The organism is Streptomyces sp. NPDC001194 (genome assembly GCF_042896985.1).
In the GTDB taxonomy this organism is placed as follows: Bacteria; Actinomycetota; Actinomycetes; order Streptomycetales; family Streptomycetaceae; genus Streptomyces.
In genome coordinates this window covers 843-18373 of sequence record NZ_JBIAXU010000036.1, presented here as the reverse complement: position 1 = coordinate 18373, position 17531 = coordinate 843, and the positions used below count along the sequence as shown (strand labels likewise).

The 17531-nt window shown below is 74.1% G+C and carries 15 protein-coding genes and 1 pseudogene; 5 read left to right on the top strand and 11 right to left on the bottom strand.

Translation table 11 applies throughout. The annotated features are described in order from the left end of the window. Positions 1 to 210 precede the first annotated feature (210 nt). Both ACFY1T_RS35330 and ACFY1T_RS35325 read left to right on the top strand, forming a co-directional pair. Complete coding sequence (locus ACFY1T_RS35330) at positions 211 to 1590, top strand: FAD-binding oxidoreductase (protein ID WP_390791831.1); 1380 nt, start codon at positions 211 to 213, stop codon at positions 1588 to 1590. A gap of 22 nt (positions 1591 to 1612) precedes the next feature. Further along, on the top strand, positions 1613 to 3232 hold the full coding sequence (locus ACFY1T_RS35325) for a PucR family transcriptional regulator (protein ID WP_363126124.1): 1620 nt from the start codon (positions 1613 to 1615) through the stop codon (positions 3230 to 3232). A 98-nt stretch (positions 3233 to 3330) separates the two neighbouring features. Here the strand turns inward: ACFY1T_RS35325 and ACFY1T_RS35320 are convergent, their stop codons facing one another. Further along, positions 3331 to 4449, bottom strand: coding sequence for a glycosyltransferase family 4 protein (locus tag ACFY1T_RS35320; RefSeq protein ID WP_390791830.1), 1119 nt, complete (start codon positions 4447 to 4449; stop codon positions 3331 to 3333). Between the two features lie 229 nt (positions 4450 to 4678). Here ACFY1T_RS35320 and ACFY1T_RS35315 point away from each other — a divergent pair, with 229 nt between their 5' ends. Then, the gene (locus ACFY1T_RS35315; RefSeq protein ID WP_390791829.1) at positions 4679 to 5656 is read left to right on the top strand and encodes an HNH endonuclease signature motif containing protein; all 978 of its coding nucleotides are present in this window, start codon (positions 4679 to 4681) and stop codon (positions 5654 to 5656) included. 52 nt (positions 5657 to 5708) lie between these two features. Here the strand turns inward: ACFY1T_RS35315 and recN are convergent, their stop codons facing one another. The 4 genes from recN to ACFY1T_RS35295 form a co-directional block, all read right to left on the bottom strand. Further along, complete coding sequence (gene recN, locus ACFY1T_RS35310) at positions 5709 to 7427, bottom strand: DNA repair protein RecN (RefSeq protein WP_030870688.1); 1719 nt, start codon at positions 7425 to 7427, stop codon at positions 5709 to 5711. Between the two features lie 96 nt (positions 7428 to 7523). Continuing rightward, a complete protein-coding gene (locus tag ACFY1T_RS35305) occupies positions 7524 to 8498 on the bottom strand; it encodes an NAD kinase (protein WP_390791828.1) in 975 nt (324 codons plus the stop codon). Next, the gene (locus tag ACFY1T_RS35300; protein ID WP_390791827.1) at positions 8495 to 9310 is read right to left on the bottom strand and encodes a TlyA family RNA methyltransferase; all 816 of its coding nucleotides are present in this window, start codon (positions 9308 to 9310) and stop codon (positions 8495 to 8497) included. The genes ACFY1T_RS35305 and ACFY1T_RS35300 overlap by 4 nt, the downstream gene beginning before the upstream one ends. Positions 9311 to 9317: 7 nt before the next feature. After that, a complete protein-coding gene (locus ACFY1T_RS35295; RefSeq protein WP_390791826.1) occupies positions 9318 to 9617 on the bottom strand; it encodes a hypothetical protein in 300 nt (99 codons plus the stop codon). A 65-nt stretch (positions 9618 to 9682) separates the two neighbouring features. Between ACFY1T_RS35295 and ACFY1T_RS35290 the strand changes: the two genes are divergently transcribed. After that, positions 9683 to 10030, top strand: coding sequence for an SCP2 sterol-binding domain-containing protein (locus tag ACFY1T_RS35290; protein ID WP_030870699.1), 348 nt, complete (start codon positions 9683 to 9685; stop codon positions 10028 to 10030). Here ACFY1T_RS35290 and ACFY1T_RS35285 read toward each other — a convergent pair. The 4 genes from ACFY1T_RS35285 to ACFY1T_RS35270 all read right to left on the bottom strand — a co-directional run bounded on the left by ACFY1T_RS35285 (position 10014) and on the right by ACFY1T_RS35270 (position 14172). Further along, on the bottom strand, positions 10014 to 10877 hold the full coding sequence (locus ACFY1T_RS35285) for an ABC transporter ATP-binding protein (protein ID WP_390791825.1): 864 nt from the start codon (positions 10875 to 10877) through the stop codon (positions 10014 to 10016). The genes ACFY1T_RS35290 and ACFY1T_RS35285 overlap by 17 nt on opposite strands. Further along, complete coding sequence (locus ACFY1T_RS35280) at positions 10874 to 11935, bottom strand: FecCD family ABC transporter permease (RefSeq protein WP_390791824.1); 1062 nt, start codon at positions 11933 to 11935, stop codon at positions 10874 to 10876. The genes ACFY1T_RS35285 and ACFY1T_RS35280 overlap by 4 nt, the downstream gene beginning before the upstream one ends. Then, positions 11932 to 12978 carry a FecCD family ABC transporter permease gene (locus tag ACFY1T_RS35275; protein WP_390791823.1) on the bottom strand — a complete coding sequence of 349 codons (1047 nt, stop codon included), beginning with the start codon at positions 12976 to 12978 and terminating at the stop codon, positions 11932 to 11934. The genes ACFY1T_RS35280 and ACFY1T_RS35275 overlap by 4 nt, the downstream gene beginning before the upstream one ends. A 153-nt stretch (positions 12979 to 13131) precedes the next feature. Next, positions 13132 to 14172, bottom strand: a complete 1041-nt coding sequence (locus tag ACFY1T_RS35270; protein WP_390791822.1) for an HAD hydrolase-like protein — start codon at positions 14170 to 14172, stop codon at positions 13132 to 13134. A 140-nt stretch (positions 14173 to 14312) separates the two neighbouring features. On the opposite strand from ACFY1T_RS35270, the gene ACFY1T_RS35265 reads away from it, so the two are divergent. Next, positions 14313 to 15584 (top strand): DUF1015 family protein, encoded by a 1272-nt coding sequence (locus ACFY1T_RS35265; RefSeq protein ID WP_030870710.1) that lies wholly within the window; start codon positions 14313 to 14315, stop codon positions 15582 to 15584. Positions 15585 to 15674: 90 nt separating this feature from the next. On the opposite strand, the gene ACFY1T_RS35260 is transcribed toward ACFY1T_RS35265, so the two are convergent. Further along, the gene (locus tag ACFY1T_RS35260) at positions 15675 to 16559 is read right to left on the bottom strand and encodes a tetratricopeptide repeat protein (RefSeq protein WP_390791832.1); all 885 of its coding nucleotides are present in this window, start codon (positions 16557 to 16559) and stop codon (positions 15675 to 15677) included. Between the two features lie 189 nt (positions 16560 to 16748). Further along, a pseudogene (locus ACFY1T_RS35255) lies at positions 16749 to 17531 on the bottom strand (hypothetical protein); the annotation flags it as partial.

Below are 17531 nucleotides of genomic sequence, written 5' to 3'. Positions count from 1 at the left end.
CGCTACGACAAACGAGCCCGCCACTACAAAGCCCTCGTCACCCTCGCCTGCCTACGACTATGGCTCCCCAACTGACATTGCGGACACGCCCTAGGGCGTCGGCCCCAGCGGGGGGCGCGGGGCGGTGCCCCCGGCTCCCCCGCGCCCGGCGGGCCGGCCCCGCCTACGCTGGAGAGGTCCTACGCCTCCTCCGGAAGGAGGGCCGCAGCCATGGCTCCCCCGTCCAAGGCCGGCCAGGCCCTGACCGCGCTCCGCGAGGATCTGGCCGGTGAGGTCTTCGCCCCCGGCGATCCCGGTTACGACGGGGCCCGGTCGGTCTTCAACGCGATGATCGACCGCCGCCCCGCGGTCATCGCCCGGTGCGAGAGCGAGGCGGACGTCGTCACCACCGTCCGCTTCGCCCGCGAGCTGGACCTGCCCGTCGCCGTGCGCGGCGGCGGCCACAGCGTCGCCGGGATGTCCCTCAACGACGGCGGCGTGGTCGTCGACATGCGCGGCATGCAGGAGGTCACGGTCCATCCCGGGGCGAAGGCCGTACGCGTCGGGGGCGGCGCGGTGATGAGCATGCTGGACCGCGCCTGCCAGCCGTACGGGCTCGCCACCACCGGCGGCCGGGTCTCCACCACCGGCGTCACCGGCTTCACCCTCGGCGGCGGCTCCGGCTGGCTGGACCGGAAGTTCGGGCTGGCCGTGGACAACCTGCTCGGCGTGGACCTGGTCACCGCCGACGGCGGCACCCTGACGGCGACCGCCGAGGACAACCCCGAGCTGTTCTGGGCCCTGCACGGCGGCGGCGGGAACTTCGGGGTCGCGACCTCGATCACGCTGCGCCTGCACGAGCTGCCCGAGTTCGCGATCTGCCTGCTGCTGTACCCGGTGGAGGCCGGCCCCGAAGTCCTGCGCACCTACCGCGAGATCATCGAGAACGGTCCCGCCGAGGCGGGCGGCGGCATGATCTACCTGACGGCCCCGCCGGAACCCTTCGTACCGGATCATCTCGTGGGGACCCGGATGGCGGGCGCGCTGCTCACGTACGCGGGCGGCGAGGAGGCGCTGCGCAGGCTCGCGGCGCCGCTGCTCGCGCTGCCGCACGAGGTGGAGGTGCTCACCGCCCTCCCGTACGCGGACTTCCAGTGCATGCTGGACGATCCGCCGGGCCTGCGGAACTACTGGTCCGCGGAGTACCTGACGGGCCTGCCGGACGAACTCGTCGGCGTCTTCTGCGCGCTCGGCGACGTGATGCCGACGGGCGGGACCCAGCACGTGCTGTTCCCGCTGGGCGGGGCCATCGCGGACGGACCCTCGGAGTTCCCCGTTCCGTACCGGGACTCGCCCTGGGCCGTGCACCCCTTCGGCATCTGGGAGGACCCGGCCGAGGACGAGCGGGCCGTCTCGTGGGTGAAGGACGTCCGCGCCCACGTGGAGCCGTGGAGCAGCGGCGCGGTCTACCTCAACTTCACCGGCGACGAGGGTTCCGAGCGTGTGGCGGCCGGTCTCGGCGCGGAGAACCTGGCCCGGCTGGGCGCGGTGAAGCGGGCCTACGACCCGGACAACGTCTTCCGCTTCAACCACAACATCAAGCCGGTCTGACCCCCTGGTAGCGTCCCGCGACATGGACAACCAGGGCGGGATCACCGTTCAGCGGGCGCTGGAGCTGCCCGGACTGCGCAGCGGGCTGCCGGAGGTGGTGGCCTGCGCCGACCGCCTGGGCCGGACCGTGCGCTGGGTGCACGCGGGCGAGGTGCCGAACATCGCGTCCCTCCTCAAGGGCGGGGAGCTGCTGCTGACCACGGGGCTGGGCCTCGGGACCCGGCCCGCCGAGCAGCGTGCCTTCGTACGGCGCCTCGCGGACCGGGGGATCGCCGCGCTGGTGGTCGAACTGGGCCCGCGCTTCACCCGGCTCCCGGCGACGCTCGTCGAGACGGCGCGGGCGGCCGGGCTGCCCCTGGTCCAACTGCACCGCGAGGTGCCGTTCGTGGCGGTCACGGAGGAGGTCCACACCGAGATCGTCAACCACCACTACGCCCTGCTCCAGCGGGCCGAGGAGGTGCACCGGCGGTGCACGGAGGCCCTGCTCAGCGGCGGCGGGATCCCCCAAGTCCTCCACATCCTGGCCGATTTCACCGGCAATCCGGTGTTCCTGGAGACCCCGGACGGGCAGCTCCTGTACGCGGCGGGCCCCGTCTCCGGGGAGGCCGCGGCGGATCCGCTGCAGGTCTGGGAGGGGCTGCGGGGCCAGCGGGAGGCGGAGCCGTCGGCCAACGCGGTCCTGATCGACGTCCCCGGCGGGGGCCACGGCACGGGCTCGGTCCGCGCCAGGGTGGTCCTGCTGGGCGTGTCGGCGCCGCTGCTGCCCGTGCACCGGATGGCGGCGGAACGGACGGCGGGCGTACTGGCGGTCGTACTGATGCAGGCGCGGCAGGAGGACGAACTGGCGGCGCGCGGCCGCGGCGATTTCCTGACGGACCTGGCGGAGGGCCGCATCTCGGCGGAGGACGCCCCGGCGCAGGCCCGCGTCCTGGGCTTCAAACCGGGCGCGGGGCCGCTCCTGCCGGTGGTCATGCGCCTGTCTTCGTCGCTGGGCCCGTCGGGCAACTGGGCGGTGCTGGCGAGGGCGGTCCTGGAGGAGCTGAGCTCGGTGGGCGTCCCGGTCCTCCTGGGCGTGCGCCCGGTGGAAGGCCGGGTCCCGCTCCTGGTCTCGCTCCGCTCCGAATCGGAACGCACGACGGTGGCGGACCGGGTGGCCGCCGCCCTGCGGGCCGGTGTGGAACGGGCCGGCCTGGACCGCGCGGCGGCCCCGCCGGCGGTGGTGGTGGGCGTGGCGGGCGGCTGGGCCGCCGCCTCGGCGGGCCTGCGCCATGCGGCGGAGACCGCCACCGCGGCCCACGGTCTCCCGGCCCGGCCCTGGTACGACGCGCGGCGCCTGGACATCGACCTGCTCCTGTGGCGGCTGCGCGAGCACCCGGACCTGGCGGCGTTCGTGGACCGCGCGATCGGCGCGCTGCGCGTGCACGACGCGGCGTCCCGCCCCCCACTCCTGCCCACCCTGGAGACGTACCTGGCCCACGCGGGCCGCAAGGCGGAGACGGCGCGCGAGCTCCACCTCAACCGCCAGACCCTGTACAACCGCCTGGCCCGCATCTCGGAGCTGCTGGGCACGGACCTGGACGATCCGGAGACGGTCCTGTCCCTGAGCCTGGCCCTCCGCGCCCGCCGCCACACCCCTTCTTGACGCGCCCCTCGCACCGCTCGGGCCCGGCGGCCCTCCCGGGCATCGTCGGGCCGCGCCGGACTCCGTCCGGCGGGCGCCGTGCGGGGGCTCGCCGGAGGCTATTTGCGCCGGTCCATCAGCTCGTCGTAGACCGACAGGATCTGGGCCACCGTGTCGTCCTCCGTGGGCCAGGTGGCCGCCTGGGCGCGGCCCGCGGCGGTCAGGGCGGCTCGGCGGGGCGGGTCCGCGAGGAGGTCGGTCACCGCCGAGGAGAGTGCGGCCGCGTCCCCGTACGGGACGAGCACCCCCGCGTCCCCGATCAGCTCCGGTACGCCCCCGACCGCCGTGGCGACCAGCGGTACCCCCGCCCGCAGAGCCTCCTGCGCCAGCAGGGACCGCCCCTCCCACCGGCTCGGCAGCACCGCCACGTCCGCGGCCGCCAGCAGCTGCGCGGCATCCCGCCGCCGCCCGAGCAGCCGCACCGGCAGCCCCTCCGCCTCGATCCGCCGGGCCAGTTCGGCCCGCTGCGGACCCTCCCCCGCGATCACCACCAGCGGCAGCGGCTCCAGCACCCGCCACGCCCGCGCCGCGTCCAGCAGCACCGAGTAGCCCCGGTGCTCCACCAGGCTCCCGACGGCGATCAGCAACGGCCGCTCCACCGCTCCGAGTTCCGCCCGCGCCTTGCCGGGGTCCGTCCCGGCGTCCGGTCCGGGCGGCGCCACCGGCACCGCCACGGGCGCCAGCCGCGCGTCCCGAGCGCCCCGGGCCCGTGCCAGGTCCACCTGGTCCGAGGACGCGCCCAGCACCACGGCCGCCGCCCGCGCCACATGCCGTTCCAGTACCCGCCCCAGCCGCCCGAACGTCCCTTCGGTGGCCGGCCCGCCGCCCTGCCAGGTAACCACCAGGGGCACCCGCCGCCCGCGCAGCGCCAGCGCGGCCCGCGCCCCGGCCCGCACCCCGTGCGCGTGCACCACGTCCGCCCCGGCGCACGCGGCCCGCAGCGCGCTCACCGCGTCCGGCGTGAACTGCGCCCCCGCGCCGGTGAAGTCGTACTCCCCCTCGGCCTCCACGGGCGCGCACACCGTGACCCGTACCCCGCGGGCGGCGAGCCCGGTCGCCAGCGACCGCACGTGCGCGCTGTTGCCCGCGCCCGCGCCGCCGAGCACCTGGACGGTGCGCAGCGGCGGCCGCCCGTAGGGCTGCGGGGGGACCGGGATCGAGACCGGGGAGCTGCTCACGGGCCGAAGCTCCAGGGTGGGTGAGGGAGGCAGAGTCGTCGCCCAGGATGCCAGTCCGCACGCGCGTTCCGGGACCATACGGGTGCGGATCCCGCGCGAGATGCCGCCACACGCCCCCGAGCCTCACCCACACGGCCTAACGCCGCGCCCTCCGGGGCCGGTTGTCAGTGGTGCCTGAAACCCTGGAGGGCATGGGCACGAACTTACGAACCCGAGGCGGCTGCGGCGGATGAGCAAGAAGAAGACGGGGAAGAAGCGGCGGGGCGGAGGCCGGAGCGGTACCGGCAAGCCGATCGCGATCTACCACGACATGGCCGTGTACGAGGACTTCGAGCGCGCCGCGCAGCGGATCTTCCTCATGGTCCGGTCCGCCCAGGTCCGGTTCCCCGGCACACCTCGCGTCCTCTACCTCGACGTCCAGGGTCACCGGAACGCCGCGGGAGGATACGACGGCGACGCCCTGGAGCTGATGCAGGAGTTCACCCTCGGCTATCTGATGCCGTTCCTCAGCGAAGCGTGGACCCCGCTCCTCCGTGTCGGCAATCCGAGGCCGCAGCGCGACGACCTTCCCGAGGTCCTGCTGATCGGACCGCCGGAGGACGGCACCAGCCACGAGTACGACCACGCCGGCCTGCCGCTGAGGCCGCGTGAGCACGCGCCTGCCGAGCGCAGGTCACCGCCCGGCGTCAAGGCCATAGCCGAGTACCTCGGCATGAGCGAGGCCTGCTGCCTGATCTGCTGGGCCACCCCGGTCGAGCGCGCGCATGTGGTCCCCGCCTCCCTCGGCGGCTCCATGGACGTCAGGAACTTCGCGCTGCTGTGCCCCAAGCACCACCAGGAGGCGCCCGACGTCGCCGATGCCGAGAGTTTCTGGGCTTGGGTCGACTACGCCGAGCTGCGGGACAGCGGGTCCAAGTGGCTGCAGGCTTCGGAGGAGGAACAGGCGCGCCTGCGCGCGCTCGGTGTGGAGGTGGGACTGCCCCCGCGCCCCGCACGGACGTTCTTCGCCGAGGTCAAGGACGAGCTGCGGCGGCTTTACGGGTGGTCCGCCGAGGACTTCGCACAGGCGGACTGGCCCAGCCTCATGGAGGAGTTCCACGTGGTGCTCGACACCGCCACCGGCCGCCATTTCTCCGTCGACAAGAAGGCGTCGACCTACGCCTGGGCCTACGACGTGGCCCGCAGACGGATCGCCGGCGAGGACTGACGGTGAGGGGCCTTCCGCGGCGCGGCACGCCGGGGAAGGCCCCTCGACCGGCCTACGCGTCCGCGCGCGCCGCCGCCAGGAGTTCCTCCGCGTGCGCCCGGGCCGAGACCGAGTCCTCGTGGCCCGCCAGCATGCGCGAGAGCTCGCGGACCCGGTCCTCGCCCTCCAGGACCTTGACGCCGCTCCTGGTCACCGATCCGTCGTTGGTCTTCTCCACCAGCAGTTGGCGGTCCGCGAAGGCGGCCACCTGCGGCAGGTGCGTGACGACCACGACCTGCGCGGACTTGGCCAGCTTCGCGAGCCGCCGCCCGACCTCGACGGCCGCCTTGCCGCCGACGCCCGCGTCGACCTCGTCGAAGAGGTAGGTCGGCACCGGGTCGGAGCCCGCGAACACGACCTCCACCGCCAGCATCACGCGCGACAGCTCACCGCCCGAGGCGCCCTTGGCGATCGGCCGCGGCTGGGCGCCCGGGTGCGGGGCCAGCAGCAGTTCGACCTCGTCCGTGCCCGAGGGCCCATACGCGACGGGACGGCCGTCGACCTCCACCCCCTCGGGGTCCTCCACCTGCCGGATGTCGATCGTCACCCGCGCGTGCGGCATCGCCAGCGAGGCCAGCTCCGCCGTGACGGCCGAGGCGAACCGCGTCGCCGCCTCCACCCGCGCGTCCGTCAGCGCCTGCGCCAGCAGCGACAGCTCGGCCCGCAGCCCGTCCCGCTCGGCGGTCAGCTCGGTGATCCGCTCGTCGTCGCCGTCGAGTTCCAGCAGTCGCGCCGAACCCCGCTCGGCCCACTCCAGTACGGAGTCGATCGAGTCGCCGTACTTGCGCGTGAGCTGGGTCAGCGCCGCCCGCCGCTCCTCCACCGCGGCCAGCCGCAGCGGATCGGCGTCCAGGTCGTCCGCGTATCCGGCCAGTTCCCCGGCCACGTCGGCCAGCAGGATCCCGAGCTCCCCGATCCGCTCCGCGAGCGCGCCGAGCGCCGGGTCGTGCGACCGTACGGCGTCCAGGGCCCGGTGCGCGCCCGCGACGAGCGTGTTCGCGTCCACGCCTTCCGGGTCCTCGACGTCCCCGGCGAGGGCCGCGTGCGCGATCTGCGCCGCCGAGGCCAGCGATTCGGCATGGCCGAGCCGCTCGGCCTCGGCCGCCAGCTCGGCGTCCTCGCCGGCCAGCGGCTCCACGGCCGCGATCTCCTCCAGGCCGAAGCGCAGCAGGTCGGCCTCCTGGGCCCGTTCCCGGGCCCGGGTGGTGATCTCGTCGAGTTCGACGGCGACCGCGCGCAGCCGCCGGTAGGCGGACCCGTACTTCTCCAGCGGTACGGCGACGGCGTCGCCCGCGTACCGGTCGAGGGCCTGGCGCTGCCGGGCCGGTCGCAGCAGCCCCTGCTGGTCGGTCTGCCCGTGTACGGCGACCAGGTCGTCCGCGAGCTCCCCGAGCAGGCCGACGGGCACGGAGCGGCCGCCGACGTGGGCGCGCGAGCGCCCCTCGGCGGACACGGTCCGGCTGATCAGCAGGGCGCCGTCGTCGAGCTCGGCCCCGGCCTCCTCGGCCCGTACGGCGGCGGGCGCGCCGGGGCGCAAGACGATGCGGCCCTCCACGACCGCCGCCTTGGCCCCGATCCGCACCAGGGCCGGATCGGCGCGACCGCCGAGCAGCAGGCCGAGGCTGGTGACGACCATCGTCTTGCCGGCGCCGGTCTCGCCGGTCACCGCGGTGAAACCGGGCGACAGCTCGACCACCGCGTCGTCGATGACCCCGAGCGACCGTATCCGCATCTCCTCAAGCACGGGACGACGATACCGAGGTTTCACCGATGCCATGTGACGTCACCCGCGAGGAGTTTCCCGAACGCGTGTGCTATTAGACGGCTCTCAGTGCGGCGCCCCGCGCCACCCCGACACCGGCAGCGCGAACTTCGCGACCAGCCGGTCCGTGAACGACGCGTGGTGCAGCCGGGCGAGCCGCACCGGGACCGCCCCCCGCCGGACCTCCACCCGGGCCCCGGCCGGCAGCTCCAGCATCCGGCGGCCGTCGCACCACAGCACCCCGTGCGGGACGCCCTGCTGCACCTCCACCGCCAGCACCGAGTCCGGCGAGGTCACCAGCGGCTTCGCGAACAGCGCGTGCGCGCTGATCGGCACCATCAGCAGCGCCTCCACCTCCGGCCAGACCACCGGCCCGCCCGCGGAGAAGGCGTACGCCGTCGAACCGGTCGGGGTCGCGCAGACGATCCCGTCGCAGCCGAAGCCGGACACCGGGCGCCCGTCGATCTCCAGGACCACTTCGAGCATCCGCTCGGGGGACACCTTCTGGACCGCGGCCTCGTTCAGCGCCCAGTCCCGGTGGATCACGTCACCGTTCGTCCGTACGAGCACGTCGAGGGTCATCCGCTCCTCGACCTCGTACTCCCGCGTCACGACCCGGTCCACGACCTTGTCCAGGTCGTCCCGCTCCGCCTCCGCGAGGAACCCCACCCGGCCCAGGTTCACGCCCAGCATCGGCACCCCCGAGCCGCGCGCGAACTCGGCGCCGCGCAGCAGGGTCCCGTCGCCGCCCAGCACGATCAGCAGCTCGCAGCCCTCGAGCACCGCGGGGGTGCACTCGGAGACCAGCTCCACCTCGGGCGGCAGCGGCAGGTCCCGCGCCTCGTACTCGACGACCCGTACGCCCAGGCCGTTCTTCAGCAGCCCCTGTACGACCAGCTCGGCACTGCGGATGGCCGCGGGCCGCCCGGTGTGCGCGAGCAGGAAGACGGTCCGCCCCTGCCCCGGAACCCCCGGGTCCGGGTCGTGCGCGTCGCTCCAGTTGTTCGAAGTGTCCGACGACCTGTCCGCTGAATCAGTCACTGAGGCCCCTCCGCCACTGCACGGTCGACATCCGCCGGGTCGAGTGCCGGTGCCCCCGCCCGCAGCCACAGAAAGTACTCGACGTTCCCCGACGGCCCCGGCAGCGGACTCGCGGTCACCCCGAGCACACCCAGCCCCAGCTTCGCAGCCTGGGCCGCCACCTCGCGCACGGCCCCCGCCCGAAGCTCGGCGCTGCGCACGACGCCGCCGCTGCCGAGCCGGTCCTTGCCGACCTCGAACTGCGGCTTGACCATCAGCACCAGATCCGCGTCCGGCGCGCAGCAGCGCACCAGGGCCGGCAGCACCAGGCCGATGGAGATGAAGGACAGGTCGCCGACGACCAGGTCGACCGGAACCCCGTCGAGCTGCTCGACGGTCAGCTCGCGGACGTTCGTACGGTCCTTGACGGTGACCCGGTCGTCGCTCTGCAGCGACCAGGCGAGCTGCCCGTAGCCGACGTCGACGGCCATGACGTGGGCCACGCCCGCGCGCAGCAGCACGTCGGTGAACCCGCCGGTGGAGGCGCCCGCGTCCAGCGCGCGGCGGCCCTCGACGGCCAGCCCCCGCGGCTGGAACGCCGCGAGCGCGCCGGCCAGCTTGTGGCCGCCCCGGGAGACGTAGTCGGGGTCGCCGTCGTCCTTGAGGACGACGAGGGCCGCACTGGTCTCGACCTGGGTGGCCGCCTTGGTCGCGGTGGCGCCTGCGACGGTCACCCGGCCCGCGGCGATCAGCTGGGCGGCGTGCTCGCGCGAGCGGGCCATGCTGCGGCGTACCAGTTCGGCGTCCAGGCGGCGGCGTGCCACTCCTGCCACGTTCGGTTCAGCTCCTGTTTTCGTACGGTCCGGGGACGGGCGGTGCGTCCAGCGCGGTCAGCGCGTCACGCAACCCCCTGTGCACATCCTCGTACACCGCGACGTGTCCGTCCGCCGTGAGGTGGTCGGCATCGGCCAGCCGTTCCAGGTGCGCGTCCACCCCGGCGTGGCCGGTGGGTGCGACGACGAGCCCCAGGGGCTCCGGCGCCGCTTCCCCGGAGGCCTCCGGCAGGTCCGCCGCGTCCTCCGCTCGCGCAGGGTCCTGCGCGTCCCCCGCCTGCGGTGCCTCGGCCATGTCGTCGGTCATGCTCCGACGCTACCCCGAAGCACCCGGGCGGCCGCGCACGGCTCTGCGGTACGGTCGAGATCACGATGGCTACGATCGATGAGTGCCGAGCCGCACTCGACAGACTCTCCGGCAACCTCGCACGGGCCGACGGCGGTGTGCGCGGCGCCGCCGCGATGGACCGCTCCCTGAGCTGCCACATCACCGACCTCGACCAGACCTTCACCGGCCGCCTCGAAGACGGCCGGATCCGGGTGGACGCGGTCTCCCCCGGCCCACCCGCCGCGAAGGCCGAGATCCGGCTCGCGATGACGGGCGACGACCTGGTGGCGATGGTCGCGGGCGAGCTCAAGTTCGCCAAGGCCTGGGCCTCGGGCCGGGTCCGCCTGGAGGCCGGCTTCCGCGACCTGCTCCGCCTCAAGAGCCTGCTGTAGCCCCCGCCGGCACCCCGGCCGAGGTCTTCGGCCTGCGCGCGGCCGGGATCACCAGCGGGGTGCCCGTCTCCGGGTCGTCGATGATCTGGCAGCGCAGGCCGAAGACCTCCTCCACCAGCTCCGCCGTGACCACCTCGGCCGGCGGGCCCTCCGCCACGACCTCGCCGCCGCGCATCGCGATCAGGTGCGTGGCGTAGCGGGCCGCGTGGTTGAGGTCGTGCAGCACGGCCACCAGGGTCCGCCCCTGCTCCTCGTGCAGCTCCGCGCACAGGTCGAGCACGTCGATCTGGTGCTGGATGTCCAGGTACGTGGTCGGCTCGTCCAGCAGCAGCAGGGGCGTCTGCTGCGCCAGTGCCATCGCGATCCACACCCGCTGGCGCTGCCCGCCCGACAGCTCGTCCACCGAGCGGTCCGCGAGCTCGGCGACCCCGGTCGAGGCCATCGACTCCAGGACGATCCGCTCGTCCTCCGGCGACCACTGCCGCAGCAGGCCCTGGTGCGGGTACCGGCCGCGGGAGACCAGGTCGGCGACCGTGATCCCGTCCGGCGCGATCGAGGATTGCGGGAGCAGCCCCAGCGTCCTGGCGACCTTCTTGGCCGGCATGGACCCGATGGCGTGCCCGTCCAGCAGCACCTGCCCCGCGGACGGCTTCAGCATCCGCGACAGGGCGCGCAGCAGCGTGGACTTGCCGCACGCGTTGGGTCCGACGATCACCGTGAACGAGTGGTCCGGGATCTCCACCGACAGGTTCTCGGCGATGACCCGCTGCTCGTAGCCGAGGGTCACGTTCTGCGCGGTCAGCCGCTGCACCTGCGTACTCCTTGAGTTGCTCGTGTCCGTGCTCATATACGTCCCGCCTTGCGCTCGGTGACGAGCAGCCAGAGCAGGTAGACGCCGCCGACCAGTCCGGTCACCACGCCCACCGGCAGCTGGTCGGCGCCGAAGGCGCGCTGCGATGCCCAGTCGGACACGAGCAGCAGGACGGATCCCATCAGCGCGCCGGTGAGCAGGTTCGACCCGGGCGAGCGGGTCAGGCGCCGGGCCAGCTGGGGCGCGGCCAGGGCGACGAAGGAGATGGGTCCGGCGGCCGCGGCGGCCGCGGTGGTCAGCAGGACCGCCGCCAGCATCAGCAGCATCCGCGTACGTTCCACCCGTACTCCGAGGGCGTACGCGGCGTCGTCGCCCATCTCCATCATCCGCAGGGCCCTGCCCTGCCCGAGGACCAGCGGGAACAGCACCGCGCAGGTCGCCAGCAGGGGCCAGACCTGGCTCCAGTCCCGGCCGGCGAGCGAGCCGGTCAGCCAGACCATCGCCCGCGTCGCCTCGACGAGCTGGGCCTTGGTCAGGAGGTAGTTGATGACGGCGACGAGCATCGCGGAAGCGCCGATGCCGACGAGCACCAGCCGGTAGCCGTGGATGCCGCGCCGGTACGACAGCAGGTAGACGAGGACGCCCGCGAGCAGGCCGCCGACGAGCGCGCCCGCGGCGACCGCCGTCGCGTCGCCCTTGAACAGGACGATCACGATGAGCGCGCCGACCGCCGAGCCGTAGCCGAATCCGAGCAGGTCCGGGGAGCCGAGCGGATTGCGGGAGACGGACTGGAAGACGGCGCCGGCCATGCCGAGCGCGGCGCCCACCAGCACGGCGACCAGCACCCGCGGCAGCCGCAGGTCGTTGACGATGAAGTCGTTCGCCGGGGAGCCGTTGCCGAGCAGGGTCTGCACGACGTCCCACGGCGCGATCTCGAAGTCGCCGGTGCCGATGAGGACGACGGCCAGGGCCAGCGCCGCGGCGGTGAGCAGCAGCCCGACCACCAGCGCACGCGGCTCCGTCCGCAGGGACAGCCCGCCGGGGCCGCGCAGGGCACGGGATCCGGGCTTGTCCGCCCGAAGGTCGACGGTCACAGCTGGGCCATCCTCTTGCGCCGGACGAGGTGGATGAAGACGGGTCCGCCGATCAGCGCGGTGACGATGCCGACCTGGAGCTCGGCGGGCCGGGTGACGACACGGCCGACGACGTCCGCGCCCAGCAGCAGCACCGGGGAGAGGACCGCCGAGTAGGCGAGCACCCACCGCATGTCCGGACCGGTGATGATCCGCACCAGGTGCGGGATCATCAGCCCGATGAAGACGATCGGCCCGCAGGCGGCGGTCGCCGCCCCGCACAGCAGCGTGATGGCCACCATCGCGCCGATCCGGGTCCGCGTCAGGTGCGCGCCGAGGGCCCGCGCGGTGTCGTCGCCCATCGCCATGGCGTTGAGCGGCCGGCCCAGGGTGAGCGCGATCACCGCGCCCACCAGCAGGAACGGAGCGACCTGCCGGACGGTGTCCATGTTCGCGGAGGCCAGGGAGCCCACGGTCCAAAAGCGCAGCTTGTCCAGCGCCTTGCTGTCCATCAGCTGCACGGCGTTGATGTAGCCGACCAGGGCCGCGCTGGCCGCCGTACCGGCGAGGGCGAGGCGCACCGGCGTCGCGCTGCGGCTGCCGCCGAGCACGTAGACCACGACGGAGACGACGGCGGCGCCGAGGAAGGCCCACCAGACGAACTCGCCGAGCGTGGAGGCACCGAAGAAGGTGATCGCCGAGACGACGGCGGCCGCGGCGCCCGCGTTGACGCCGAGGATGCCGGGCTCGGCCAGCGGATTGCGGGTCAGCGCCTGCATCACAGCGCCGGAGAGGCCGAGGCCGAGCCCGACCATCAGCCCCAGGAGGGTGCGCGGGACCCGCAGATCCCGCACCACCACGTCGGAGGGCGTCCCCGCGTAGTGGAACAGGCCGTGCCAGACCTGGTCGAGGGGCATCTGCTTGGCGCCCACGGCGATGCTCGCCACCGCGATCAGGGCCAGCACCGCGAGGGCGCCGAGCAGACCGGCGGCGCGCGCGGCGTGTCGCGGGCGGATGGCGGCGACCTGCGCCGCGCTCTGTTCAGGGGGACTCTCGACCAACACGGAAGTTAGGTTAGCCTACCCTCCGCCTGAGCTGGCCTTCGAGGGATCCCGGGGCCCCGCGCACCACGCCGGACGGCCTACCGGGGCCCGGCCGCGGAGGGCCGTCGGAGGCCCGGGGAGGGCCCGCGAACGACCCGCCCCGCGCCGCCCCGCCTACAGCCCGATCCGGGCCAGCGCCTTCCCCGCGTCCAGCGTGCACGAGCCGTCCCCCGCCTGCGTCCACGCGGCCGCGCACAGCGCCCGCAGCGCGTCGAGCGAGCCGTCCGGATCGCCCTCGCCCCGCAGCTCCAGTACGCCCGCCGCCGCCACCGCGGTCCAGTCCCCGCAACGGAAACCCTCCCCCGCCGCCACGACCTCCGGCTGTCCCGTCAGCAGCCCGCGCAGGTCCCGGTCCACGTACGTCGGCCGGTGCGCCGGCTCGGCCCGCAGCAGCTGCGCACCGTCCGTCACCCCGGTCAGCACCAGCAGCGAGTCCACGTCCCCGTTGAACGCGCCCTCGATGTCCGTGTCCAGCCGGTCCCCGACGACCAGCGGCCGCTCCGCCCCGGTCCGCAGCACCGTCTCCCGGTGCATCGGGGGCAGCGGCTTCCCCGCCACCTGCGGCTCCGCGCCCGTGGCGATCCGTACGACCTCCACCGCGGCCCCGTTGCCCGGGCCGATCCCCCGCGCCCCCGGAATCGTCAGATCGGTGTTCGACGCGAACCACGGCACCCCGCGGTGGATCGCGTACGAGGCCTCCGCAAACCGCGACCACGGCAGATCCGGGCCCCCGTACCCCTGGACGACCGCCGCCAGACCCTCCTCGTCGGCGGACTCCACCGGTACGAGCCCCCGCTCTCGCAGCGCGACCCGCAGCCCCTCCCCGCCGATCACCAGCACCTTCGACCCCGGCTCCACCTGCTCCGAGATCAGCCGGGCCACCGCCTGCGCCGACGTGATCACCTCACCGGCCTCGGTCGGGATCCCCAGCTCGCCCAGGTGCTCGGCGACCGCCTCCGGTGTCCGCAGCGCGTTGTTCGTGACGTACGCGAGGTGCATCCCGCCGGCCCGGGCCGCGGCCAGGGACTCCGCGGCGTACCCGATCGCCTCGCCGCCGGCGTACACCACGCCGTCCAGGTCCAGCAGGGCCGTGTCGTACGCCTGGTGCAGGCTGCGCTCGCTGCCCGCCGGACTCGTCCTGCTCTGCCGGGTCATCCTGTCGGCTCCCTGTCCGCTCGATCCTCGACGGTCCGTCCGTCGCATCCGTCCGCCCGTGACCGATACCGAACGCATGCGACTTGCGGTCTTCCTCACCCGATCATCCCGCATCGCGAGACGCGTCTTACCATGCACCAATGACCACATCTGGTACCGCGGACGACGGGCTGCGCCTGATCCCTTTCCATGGACTGCGCTACGTCCCGGAGCGTGTCGGCAGCCTGGCCGCCGTCACCTCACCGCCGTACGACGTGGTCGTGCGGCCCGACGGCGTCGACCACCTGGAGTCCGCCGACCCGCACAACATCGTCCGCCTGATCCTCCCGCAGGCCGACACCCCCGCCGAGCGCAACGAACAGGCCGCGCACACCCTGCACGACTGGCTCTCCAAGGGCGTCCTCAGCGCCGACCCCGAGCCCGCGCTCTACGTCTACGAGCAGCGCAAGGGCAGCGTGCTCCAGCGCGGCTTGATCGGCGCCCTGGCCCTCTCGAAGCCCGACGCCGGCATCGTCCTCCCGCACGAGGACGTCATGCCCGACGTGGTCACCGACCGGGCCGGCCTGATGCGGGCCGCTTCGGCCAATCTGGAGCCCCTCCTGCTCACCTACCTCGGCGGCGACCCCGCGGCCGGCGCGACGGCGGTCGTCGAGCGGACGGCCGCCCGCCCGCCCCTGCTGGCCACCACCACCGAGGACGGCTTCCGGCACCGGCTCTGGGCCATCACCGACCCCGCGGACCTCGCCGCCGTCACCGCCGACCTCGGCCACCGCCAGGCCCTCATCGCCGACGGCCACCACCGCTGGGCGACGTACCTGCGCCTCCAGGAGGAGCACCAGTCCCCCACGGACTGGGACTTCGGCCTGGTCCTCCTCGTCGACACCGCCCGCTACCCGCTCCAGGTCCGCGCCATCCACCGGATGCTGCGCCGCCTGCCGGTCGCCGACGCCCTGGCCGCCGTGACGGGCCACTTCCTGGTCCGCCCGGTCGACGGCCCGCTGCCGCTCGCCTTGGAGGCCCTCGGCGACGCCGCGGAGCGCGGCAACGCCTTCCTCCTGGCCGGCGACGGCACCTTCCACCTGGTCACCGACCCGGACCTGGACCTCCTGGAGCGCACGGTGCGGCGCGACCGGCCCGAGGCCTGGCGCAGGCTGGACGCGACGGTGCTGCACGCGACCCTGCTGGACGCCCTGTGGCAGATCCCGGACGCCCCGGAGCAGATCACGTACATCCACGACGCGGCGGCCACCGTCGCCATGGCGGAGCGGCACGGCGGCACGGCGGTCCTGCTGCACCCCGTACGGGAGGAAGTCGTCCGGAACCTGGCCCGCCAGGGCGTCACGATGCCCCGCAAGTCCACCTCCTTCGGCCCGAAGCCGGCCACGGGCCTGGTCCTGCGCAGCCTCGACTGACGCGGCCCGGGCCGCCGCCGAGCGCGGACACGAAAAAGGGCGGTACCCCACCAGGGGTACCGCCCTTCCTCATGAGTGCCGGTTCAGCGCTCAGGCCTTGTCGCGGGCCTGCACGTCGTCCTCGTCCTCGTCCTCGACGACGACGATCTCGTCGGTGAGGTCGACGTCGGCGTCCGCCTCGGCGGAACGCTCCAGAGGCTCGTACTCCTCGTCGTCCTCGTCGTAGTACTCGGCCTGGTCGGAGGCGCGCTCGGCGGCGGCCACCTCGGCGGAGTCCTGCTCGTCGTCCTCGTCGTCGATCTCGTCGTCGATCTCGTCGTCGATCTCGTCCGGCTCATCGCCGCCGAGCGCGTCCACGAACTCGACGCCGTCCAGCTCGGCGAGCCGGTCGGAGGCGTCCATCGCCCCGTCCTTGTCCGCCTCGACCGTCTTGGCGAACCACTCGCGCGCCTCGTCCTCACGGCCGGCCGCCAGCAGGGCGTCCGCGTAGGCGTACCGCAGACGCGCGGTCCACGGCTGGACGGAGTGGGAGGCCAGCTCCGGGCTCTGCAGGGTCACGATGGCGGCGTCCAGCTGCCCCATGTCCCGCCGCGCACCGGCGGCGACCAGGCGCATCTCGACCTGGCCGGCCTTGTCCAGCTTCTGCACCTCCGGCTCGCCGGCCATGGCCAGCGCGCGCTCGGGGCGGCCGAGGCCGCGCTCGCAGTCGGCCATGACGGGCCACAGCTCGACGGAGCCGGTCATGCGCTTGGCGGCGCGGAACTCCGCGAGCGCCTCGCTGTACTTCTGCGTGGCGTACGCGGCGAAGCCGGCGGCCTCGCGGACGGCGGCGACGCGGGAGGCCAGGCGCAGGGCGATCCGCGAGTACGCGTACGCCTGCTCGGGGTCCTCGTCGATCAGCCGGGCGACCATGACGAGGTTCTTGGAAACCTCTTCGGCCAGGCCCTTGGGCAGGCTCAGCAGCTCCTGGCGCACATCGGCGTCGATCTCGAGACCGGTGACGTCCTCGTCGATCGGAAGGCGCTTGACCGGGTCCCGGTCGCGGTCCGCACGGTAGTCGCGGTCGCCGCCGCGGTCGTCGCGGCCGCCACGGTACCCGCCGCGGTCGCCGCCGCGGTCGTCACGGCCACGGAACCCGCCACGGTCGCCACCGCGGTCGTCACGGCCGCCGCGGAATCCACCACGGTCGTCATCACGACGCGGGTACGAGGGACGCCCACCGCGGTCGTCATCACGACGCGGGTAGGAAGGACGGTCGCCACCCCGGTCGTCGCGACGGAAGCCGCCGCCACCGCCGGAGGGACGCTCGCCGCGGTCATCGCGGCGCGGGTAGGACGGGCGGTCGCCACCACGGTCGTCACGGCCGCCGCGGAATCCACCGCGGTCGTCATCACGACGCGGGTAGGACGGGCGGTCGCCACCGCGGTCGTCACGACGGAAACCGCCGCCACCGCCGGAGGGACGCTCGCCACGGTCGTCACGGCGGAAACCGCCACCGGACGGCCGGTCGTCGCGACGGGGGTACGAGGGACGGTCACCACGGTCGTCGCGGCGCGGGTAGGACGGGCGGTCGCCACCACGGTCGTCACGGCCGCCGCGGAATCCACCACGGTCGTCGTCGCGGCGCGGGTACGAGGGACGCCCACCGCGGTCGTCATCACGACGCGGGTAGGAGGGACGGTCGCCACCCCGGTCGTCACGGCGGAAGCCGCCGCCACCGCCGGAGGGACGCTCGCCACGGTCATCGCGGCGCGGGTAGGACGGGCGGTCGCCACCACGGTCGTCACGACGCGGGTAGGACGGACGGTCCTCGCGGCCGCGGAAGCCGCCGCCGGTCGGACGGTCACCGCCGCGGTCGTCACGGCGGAAGCCGCCGCCACCGCCGGAGGGACGCTCGCCACGGTCATCGCGGCGCGGGTAGGACGGGCGGTCGCCACCACGGTCGTC